This is a genomic window from Streptomyces murinus (genome assembly GCF_002154555.1).
Lineage (GTDB): Bacteria > Actinomycetota > Actinomycetes > Streptomycetales > Streptomycetaceae > Streptomyces > Streptomyces murinus.
In genome coordinates, this window is sequence record NZ_MUNF01000588.1 from 1 (window position 1) to 9,029 (window position 9,029).

The window sequence follows — 9,029 nt, forward strand, 5'->3', positions numbered from 1 at the left end:
GCGGCCAGCTTCCAGCCGAGGTTGTAGGCGTCCTGGACGCTGGTGTTCAGGCCCTGTCCGCCGGCCGGGGAGTGCACATGCGCGGCGTCGCCCGCGAGGAACACCCGGCCCACCCGGAACCGGTCCGCGAGCGCCGCCCGGGGCCGGAACCCCGAGGCCCAGCGCACCTCGGTCACGTCCTCGGCGGCGAGGTGGGTGTACCGCGTGACCAGCTCGCGCACGCCGTCCGGGCTCACCTCCGGCTCCGAGCCCTCCGGCAGCCGCGCGGCCAGCTGGAACTCCTCGGTGCCGGCCAGCGGGCACAGTCCGAGGACGCTGCCGTCCGCCGCCGGGAAGGCGTGCCAGTACACCCGGTCCAGGCCGCGCAGCCGCAGGTCGGCCACCACGAACGGCGCCGGGTCGACGGTGTCGCCGGTCATGCCGACGCCGAGGGTCCGCCGGGTGCCCGAGCGGCCGCCGTCGGCGCCCACGACGTAGCGCGCGCGGACCGTCGTACCGTCGGCGAAGGCCACGTCCACGCCGCCCGCGTCCTGGGTCAGGCCCGTGACCTCACGGCCGAAGGCGACCTTGCCGCCCAGTTCCGTGAGGCGGGCGTACAGGATCTCCTGGGTGCGCCACTGCGGGATCATCCGCGGCGCGGGGTACGGGGTGCCCGCGTCCGGTTCGAACCGCTCGAACATCGACTCCTCGCCGACCCGCTCGCCGCCGCGCCACACCATCCGGTCCGGGTAGGGGCCGCTCGACGCGAGGACCGCGTCGATGACGCCCAGGTCGTCGAAGACCTCCTGGGTGCGGGGCTGGATCCCCTTGCCGCGCGAGCCCGGGAACAGGGCGTCGGCGCGCTCCACGAGCTGGGCCGCGACCCCGCGCCGGGCGAGGTCGATGCCGAGGGCGAGTCCGGTGGGACCCGCGCCCACGATCAGTACGTCCGTCGTCTCCATGGCCCATATCTCCTTAACGTCGTTAAGTGCCATCGGGCATGAGGGTGCCCTTAACGCTGTTAAGCTGTCAAGTGTGAGTACGGAACGACGATCGCCCCTGGACCGTGCGCGGGTCGCCGACACGGCGCTGCGGCTGCTGAACGAGGTCGGTCTCGACGGGCTGACCCTGCGTGCCATCGCGAAGGAGCTGGACGTCAAGGCGCCCGCCCTGTACTGGCACTTCAAGGACAAGCAGGCGCTGCTGGACGAGATGGCGACGCGGATGCACCGGCGGATGCTGGCCGACACCGTGCTCGACCCCGCCGACACCTGGCGGGAACGCCTGCTGAAGATCAACCGCGGTCTGCGCACCGCGCTGCTCGGCTACCGCGACGGCGCCCGGGTCTTCAGCGGCTCACTCTTCACCGACACCGACCACGCCCCCGTCCTGGAGGAGAACCTCCGCCTGCTGACGGCCGCCGGGCTGACCCTCGCCCAGGCCGTCGACGCGGGCCGCACGGTCCACGCCTACACCATCGGCTTCGTCACCGAGGAACAGGGCATGCGCCCCCTGTCGGGCGACCAGGAGGCCCGCACCGACATCGCCGACCGCGCCCGCCGCATGCCCGACCACCCCCTCGCGGCAGCCGCAGGCGAACTCCTCTTCCACGACTACGACCGCCAGTTCGAGGAAGGCCTGGCGGTCGTGATCGCGGGGATCGGGGCGCGGTACGGGGTCGCGTCCTAGGGCCTGTCTGACAATTCCCGTCTGCCGCGCGACGCCATGCACGCACTCTCGCGGCACCGGGCGCAGACCCAAGTACGTCCAGTACGAGGGCCTACGCCCGGCACCCCGAGAGCACGCACCTGACGCCGCGCGGCCGCCCTCCGGGCGACGACGGGAATTGTCAGACAGGCCCTAGGCGCCGGAGAGATTCCGCGTCTTCAGCGCCCGCCTGAGCCGTGGGCCGAACGGTTTCTCCACGAAGCGGTGGATGAGCCAGGCCAGGGTCAGCATGGTCAGGACGGTCGCCCCGAGGGTCGCCGCCGAGGGCAGGCCGAGGAAGCGGTGCAGGATGCGGATCACGAACCAGCCCAGGTGTTCGTGGACCAGGTAGAAGGGGTAGGTCAGCGCGCCGGCCGTGGTCAGCCAAGGCCAGGAGGCCCAGCGGGTCCAGCCCAGGGCGACCGCGGCGACGACGGCGAAGGAGAAGGCGACGATCAGGACGACCACATAGGGGTCGCGGTGCAGATCGGAGTGGCCGGTGCGGTGCCACAGGCCCCGCGTGGCCTCGCTCTGGCCGAGCAGCAGGGCCACCGCGACGATGCCCCACAGCAGCAGGTCGCTGCCGAAGCGGTGGATCAGATAGAGCGCGAGACCGCCGATGAAGAACGGCGCGTACTCCGGCATGAGGACCTGGTCGGTCAGCGCGTTGCCGTTCGTGCGGCAGAGCACCAGCGCGAGGACCCACACGGAGCAGAAGAGCACCACCCGGCGGTAGGTCACCCCCCGCACCACGACGAACAGGGCGAACAGCGCGTAGAAGCGGACCTCGGCCCACAGCGTCCAGCACACCCCGAGCACCCGGGTCGCGCCCATCGGCTGCTGGAGCATCGTCAGGTTGACCAGGAACTCGTCCAGCCGGACCGGCGCGATGACGGCGGGCAGGACCAGGGACGCCGCGGTCACCAGGACCAGCGCCACCCAGTAGGCGGGGTAGAGCCGGGACACCCGGGAGCGGAAGAAGTCCCCCAGGGTGCGGCCCCAGCTGCTCATACAGATCACGAACCCGCTGATCACGAAGAACAGCTGGACGCCGAAACAGCCGTAGACGGCCGCCCGGGACAGGGTCGGGAAGACCACGGACGGGCTCTGGTGCCAGGACTCGGAGATCGTGCCGCCGCGCCCGGTGTAGTGGTAGAGGCAGACCATCAGCGCGGCCACCAGCCGCAGCCCGTCGAGGGCGAGAAGACGGCTGCGGCGTTCGGCGGGCGCGGGCGCGGCGGTCCCCTCCGGGGCGGGTATCGGGACGTCGTCGAGGGCGGGGGAAGGGGTAGTGGTCATGGCGCTCAGCCCCGTACCGTTCTGCGCAGACTGCGCGCCTTCTTCGCCACCCTGCGCACGGTCGCGTTGCGCGGGATGAACGCCAGCTGCGCGGGGATCCCGCCGGGCAGCGCCAGCGACGTAAGGCGCCGGCGCTTGAAGTAACGGGACGTCCGCGGGCCGAAGTTCGCCGCGAGCCACGCCTCGGCCTCCGCGCGCAGCCCCGGCAGGATCTTCGGCTGCATCGCGAAGCCCACCACCCGCACCAGCGCGCCCAGCCGCTCCACGTCCATGCCGGGCCGCCGCTCGGTGACCGCGGTCCCGTCCGCCAGCTCGGGCAGCAGCGCGTCCACCACGGTGACCGGGATCCGGTTGCTGTTCTCGTACGGCGCGAGCCGCTCCAGCAGCAGCTCCGTGCCGACCCGGGCGACCGGCAGGCCGTAGAGCGCGGAGGCCGTCAGCAGGGCCGTGGAGAAGCAGCCCACGACCAGTGCGGGACGCATCCGCTGGTACAGCACCTCGGCGAGCACCGGCGTGTCCACGACGGTCAGCTCCACGCCGAGCCGTTCCGCCTCCTGCTCAAGCGAGCGCGTGTAGCGGGCCGGGGCGGTGGGGTGCGGCTTGAACACGACCTTGTGGTGGCCCAGTTCGGCAGCGCCCTTCAGCATCCGCACATGCAGGTTCTCCTCCTGCTCGGCGGTGAGGATGTCCAGCGCCGACAGATACTGCCCGAGCAGCAGCGCGGGCTCCTCGATGTCCGGCAACTCCTCGGCGACCGGCGCGAGTTCCGCGAGCACCTTGGTGAAGGCGGAGGTCGGCACCAGCTCGCCGGGCACACCGAACTCGGTCAGCAGCAGCGGTGTGAGGCCGGGCACCAGGTCCAGGTGGAGCACCCGGTCGACGCGGGTGCCGACCAGCGGGTCGATCTTGTTGCGCGTCGGGCCGTACGACATCAGGCCGTCGGCGTAGACCGTGACCGGCGCGCCGTTGAAGATCTGCCCGAGCGCGAGCGCCGGGTTGACCTGGATCGACTCCACGACCAACTCGACGTCCTCGGCGCCCAGTCGCCACTCGTGCCGCAGAAAGCGTTCCCACAGCGGCATGTCGTCGACCCGGGGGGCCCAGCCGCCCGGGTGGAACGGGAAGATCGTCTCGTTGTACGAGATCACCTCGTCGAACCGGTCGCGCAGCCGCTCGAACCCGGGCATCTCGTCCGGACCCGGCGTCGTCTCGGGCGTCGCCGCGTTGTTGCAGACCAGCAGGATCCGCCGGTCGGCGGAGTCGAAGCAGCCGGAGTCCAGGGCGGCGGCGAGGGTGGCGATGCCGTACAGCGTCGACGCCTGGAAGATCTGGGTGGTCACGCGGCGGCTCCCGCGGTGGCGGGGCGGCGGCGCAGCCGGCGCAGCTTGGTGGCGCGCTGGAGGTCCATGGAGTCCAGCGCGTCGTCCAGCACGTCCTGCGGCATGCGGCGCAGCGCGGCGGCACTCAGGGATTTCAGTTTCTTCGCCACCGCCGGCTCGAACCTTTCGATGGATCCCAGATGATGGGAAATGATGGCGCAATATGTACGGACCGCCTTCGGCAGCAGCGCGTCCGCGTCCCGGTCCTTCGCGGTTTCCGCGATCACCTGATCGAATGCCCGAATGAAATCGAGCTGACGCACATCGCCGATCTGGGTGAGCGAGGAGGCGACCCCGCGCCGGTAGAACACGCCGAGCAGGCTCACCGCGGCGAAGGATTCCGCCTCCCGGTGCAGCTTCCAGATCCACGGCCGGTCCTCGGCCGTGCGCAGCCCGTCGGTGAAGTGCAGCAGGCCCCTGTCGACCAGCCGGCGGTGGTAGGCGCCCGCCCAGGCGAACGCGTAGTCCACCGAGGTGGAGCGGTCCGCGGGCAGGATCGCCTCCCGCGGGCTGAGCACCTGACCGCGCCGGCCGACCGGCACCCGCTGCACCTGGCGGGCCCGCGCGGTGCACTGCACATGGTCGGTGCGGATGAAGTCGACGCCCAACTCCTCTATGACGCTGACCAGTTGGGAGAAGTAACCCGGGGCGAGCCAGTCGTCGCCGTCCAGGAACGTCAGGTACTCGCCGCGCGCCCGGTCGATACCGGTGTTGCGCGCGGTCGCCAGACCTCCGTTCTGCTCGTGCCGGACCAGGACCGCTCCGGGCAGCTCGCGCTCCGCGCGCGCGAGAATCTCGGGTGTCCCGTCGCGGGAACAGTCGTCGACGAGAATGAATTCGAAGTCCTCACGCGCGTTCGCCTTCAGGCTCCTGAGCGTGTCGGGTGCGTATTGCTGCACGTTGTAGAACGGCACGATGACGGAGAGCTTGACCACGTCAGGGACGTTAGGGGGGATGCCCGTCATTCGTCTTGACGCCCTGCTTGATACTGGGTGAATGGCACGTGGCGAAGCTGTGAACCGGGCCTTTTTCGGTGCCCGCCACGAGCCGATTCGTCATTCGGCGATGTGCTGTTAACCGTTTGTTGCATTCGGGTTGGGCGGAACGGCGGAAACGCTTCCTAGCGTCTTGGACGTGCCAGCAAGTGCAACGAAGTCCCTGCGGGTCGCCGTCCTCGCGGACTCCGACACCCGGTGGAAGTGGGGCGCGCTCACCGCGCGGCGACTCACTCCGGCGGCTGCCGAGGTCCGGCTCGACGGCTACCTCCTGCGCGGACGAGCCACCCCGACCGCCCGCCAGCTCCAGGAGGTCGGCGTCCGCGCCGACTCCCTCAGCGAGGTCACCGGCGTCGAGTTCCTGCACGCCATGAGCCAAGAGCCGTACGACATCCTGGTGTTGGCGCTCGTCGGCGGCGGAGTGCAGGCCATGCTGCACGGCCTGCGCAGCGCGTGGGGCACCCGCCCCCGGCCCGTCGTCGTCACCGGCTACGTCGGCGTCGTCTACGAGAAGCTCGCCGACGGCCTGCTGCTGCGGCACGGCGCTGACCTGGTCCTCGCCAACTCCCGCCACGACGCGGACCGGTTCCGCGCCGTGTACGAGGGGGTCGGCGCGGACGCCTCCTCGGTCACCGAGGTCGCGCTGCCCTTCCTCGGCGGTGCGCCCTACTCCGGTGAACACGAGCCCTACACCGTGGTGTTCGCGGCCCAGCCGTCCGTCCCGGACAACCGCCGCGACCGCACCTACCTCCTCGACCGCCTCATCCGGCACGCCCGCACGCACCCCGAGCGGGAGGTGCTGCTCAAACTGCGTTCCAAGCCCGGCGAACACACCACCCACATCGAGGAGTTGCCCTACCAGAAGCTGGTCCAGGGCAAGGACGTACCCGACAACTTCCGCCTGGTGTACGGCCACATGGGCGAGGTCCTCGACCGCACCGACCTGCTGGTCACGGTCAGCTCCACGGCCGCCCTTGAGGCCCTGCACCGCCGGGTCCCCACGGTCGTACTGACCGACCTCGGGGTGCGCGAGGCGCTCGGCAACCACCACTTCACCGGCTCCGGCTGCCTCGCCTCCTGGGACCAGCTCGACGCCGGACACCGGCCCGCCCCCGACGAGGAGTGGGTGGCCCGGCAGGGAGTCGCCACCGACGGCTCGTACGAGACCGCCTTCGACGCGGCCCGCGAGCGCATCGCCACGCTGCTCGACCGGGCCGGCGGACTGCCGCCCCTGACCCCCTACTACACCCCCGAGACCGCGCCCGGCTATCTGCCCGGCATCCTCGCCCGCCACCACCTCGGCCCCGACGGCGCCCCGCTGCCCGGCGCGCCCACCGCCGACAAGGCGCCGGGACCGGTGCGCCAGATCGTGCGCCGGGCCGCGCGCGGCGCCTACCGGCACGGCGTCCAGCGGGTCGCCCCGGTGATCCGGCGGATGGGGGAGCTGTGACCTTTCAAGGAGATCGGATGTCCCACCCGGAAGCGAGCCAGGGCGCGACGGTGCGCCGGGTGCTCGCGGTGATCCCCGCCCGCGGCGGCTCCAAGGGCGTGCCCGCGAAGAACCTCGCCCCGGTCGGCGGCGTCCCGCTGGTGGCCCGCGCGGTGCGCGAGTGCCGCGCCACCCGCCTGGTGACCGATGTCGTGGTCTCCACCGACGACCAGGCCATCGCCGCCGCCGCCCGCGAGGCCGGCGCGGAGGTGGTGCTCCGCCCGGCCGCCATCGCCGGGGACACCGCCACCTCCGAGGCCGCCGTGCTGCACGCCATGGACGCCCATGAGGCGCTGCACGGCGCGGCCGTCGACGTCGTCCTCCTCGTGCAGTGCACCAGCCCCTTCATCGTCCGCGAGGACATCGACGGGGTGGCCGGCGCGGTCGCCGAGGACGGCGCGGACACCGCGGTGACGGTGGCACCCTTCCACGGCTTCGTCTGGCGGGAGAGCGAAGGTGACGGTGCGGGCGAGGGCGAGGGCGAGGGCGGCGTCGGGGTGAACCACGACAAGTCGTACCGCCCCCGCCGCCAGGACCGCCCCCAGGACTTCCTGGAGACCGGCACCGCGTACGCCATGGACGCGGCCGGCTTCCGCACGCACGGGCACCGCTTCTTCGGCCGCACCGAACTCGTGCGCACCGACCCGGCGCGGGTCCTGGAGATCGACGACCCGCACGACCTGGCCCGGGCCCGCGCCCTGGCCCCCCTCTTCGACGCGGACCTCCCCCACTCTCGGCTCCGCTCGAGCGGGGGGACCCCCATCGGTTCGCTCCCCACGGCCGACGACATCGACGCGGTCGTACTCGACTTCGACGGCACCCAGACCGACGACCGGGTGCTGATCGACTCCGAAGGACGGGAACTCGTCTCCGTGCACCGCGGGGACGGACTTGGCATCGCCGCGCTGCGCAGGAGCGGTTTGCGGATGCTGATCCTGTCCACGGAACAGAACCCTGTGGTCGCCGCCCGCGCCCGGAAGCTGAAGCTTCCCGTGCTGCACGGCATCGACCGCAAGGACCTCGCCCTCAAGCAGTGGTGCGAGGAGCAGGGCATCGCGCCGGAGCGCGTGCTCTACGTCGGCAACGACGTCAACGACCTCCCGTGCTTCACCCTCGTGGGCTGGCCCGTGGCGGTCGCGAGCGCCCATGACGTCGTACGCGGCGCCGCACGCGCGGTCACCACTCTGCCCGGCGGTGACGGCGCGATCCGAGAGATCGCCAGCTGGATCCTCGGCCCCTCTCTCGATTCCCTCCCCAAGTAAGGAACCCTCTGATGAGCACCAACTCCCGTCTGCGTACGTTCGGTTCGCGCGAGGTCGGCCCCGGTCGTCCCGTCTACATCTGCGGCGAGATCGGCATCAACCACAACGGTGAGCTGGAGAACGCCTTCAAGCTGATCGACGTCGCCGCCGAGGCCGGCTGCGACGCCGTCAAGTTCCAGAAGCGCACCCCCGAGATCTGCACCCCGCGCGACCAGTGGGACATCGAGCGCGACACCCCCTGGGGCCGGATGACCTACATCGACTACCGCCACCGCGTGGAGTTCGGTGAGGACGAGTACCGCCAGATCGACGCGTACTGCAAGGAGAAGGGGATCGACTGGTTCGCCTCCCCGTGGGACACTGAGGCCGTCGCCTTCCTGGAGAAGTTCGACGTGCCCGCCCACAAGGTGGCGAGCGCCTCCCTGACCGACGACGAGCTGCTGCGCGCCCTGCGCGCCACCGGCCGCTCCGTCGTCCTCTCCACCGGCATGTCCACCCCGAAGCAGATCCGCCACGCGGTCGAGGTCCTCGGCTCGGACAACATCCTGATGTGCCACGCCACGTCGACCTACCCGGCCAAGGCCGAGGAGCTGAACCTCCGCGTGATCAACACGCTGGAGAAGGAGTTCCCGAACGTCCCGATCGGCTACTCCGGCCACGAGACGGGCCTCCAGACCACGCTGGCCGCCGTCGCCCTCGGCGCCACCTTCGTCGAGCGCCACATCACCCTGGACCGCGCCATGTGGGGCTCCGACCAGGCCGCCTCCGTGGAGCCGGGGGGCCTCACCCGCCTGGTGCGCGACATCCGCACCATCGAGTCCTCCCTCGGCGACGGCGTCAAGAAGGTCTACGACTCCGAGCTCGGCCCGATGAAGAAGCTGCGCCGCGTCGCCGGTGTCGTCGCCGAGGGAGGACTCGA

General features: G+C 71.3%; 8 protein-coding genes. 4 read left to right on the forward strand and 4 right to left on the reverse strand.

The window, feature by feature from the left end; translation table 11 throughout:
• Window positions 1-941, reverse strand: a 941-nt coding sequence (locus CCN72_RS30440) for an FAD-dependent monooxygenase (protein ID WP_244174560.1), incomplete at its 3' end; no start/stop codon positions are given.
• A gap of 73 nt (window positions 942-1,014) precedes the next feature.
• Here CCN72_RS30440 and CCN72_RS30445 point away from each other — a divergent pair.
• On the forward strand, window positions 1,015-1,668 hold the full coding sequence (locus CCN72_RS30445; RefSeq protein WP_086811260.1) for a TetR/AcrR family transcriptional regulator C-terminal domain-containing protein: 654 nt from the start codon (window positions 1,015-1,017) through the stop codon (window positions 1,666-1,668).
• A gap of 171 nt (window positions 1,669-1,839) precedes the next feature.
• On the opposite strand, the gene CCN72_RS30450 is transcribed toward CCN72_RS30445, so the two are convergent.
• From CCN72_RS30450 to CCN72_RS30460, 3 genes are read right to left on the reverse strand one after another with little or no spacing between them, the layout of a single operon-like run.
• Window positions 1,840-2,985: an acyltransferase family protein gene (locus CCN72_RS30450; protein WP_086811262.1), complete on the reverse strand. Its 1,146-nt coding sequence runs from the start codon at window positions 2,983-2,985 to the stop codon at window positions 1,840-1,842.
• A gap of 5 nt (window positions 2,986-2,990) precedes the next feature.
• Entirely contained in the window at window positions 2,991-4,325 is a 1,335-nt protein-coding gene (locus tag CCN72_RS30455; protein ID WP_086811264.1) for a polysialyltransferase family glycosyltransferase, read from the reverse strand.
• The gene (locus tag CCN72_RS30460; RefSeq protein WP_086811266.1) at window positions 4,322-5,299 is read right to left on the reverse strand and encodes a glycosyltransferase family 2 protein; all 978 of its coding nucleotides are present in this window, start codon (window positions 5,297-5,299) and stop codon (window positions 4,322-4,324) included. The genes CCN72_RS30455 and CCN72_RS30460 overlap by 4 nt, the downstream gene beginning before the upstream one ends.
• A 199-nt stretch (window positions 5,300-5,498) precedes the next feature.
• On the opposite strand from CCN72_RS30460, the gene CCN72_RS30465 reads away from it, so the two are divergent.
• From CCN72_RS30465 to CCN72_RS30475, 3 genes are all read left to right on the forward strand, one after another.
• Window positions 5,499-6,809, forward strand: coding sequence for a DUF6716 putative glycosyltransferase (locus tag CCN72_RS30465; protein WP_086811272.1), 1,311 nt, complete (start codon window positions 5,499-5,501; stop codon window positions 6,807-6,809).
• Window positions 6,810-6,826: 17 nt separating this feature from the next.
• The gene (locus CCN72_RS30470; RefSeq protein WP_086811268.1) at window positions 6,827-8,110 is read left to right on the forward strand and encodes an N-acylneuraminate cytidylyltransferase; all 1,284 of its coding nucleotides are present in this window, start codon (window positions 6,827-6,829) and stop codon (window positions 8,108-8,110) included.
• 11 nt (window positions 8,111-8,121) lie between these two features.
• Window positions 8,122-9,029: N-acetylneuraminate synthase family protein (locus tag CCN72_RS30475; RefSeq protein ID WP_086811270.1), on the forward strand; the 908-nt coding region annotated here is incomplete at its 3' end.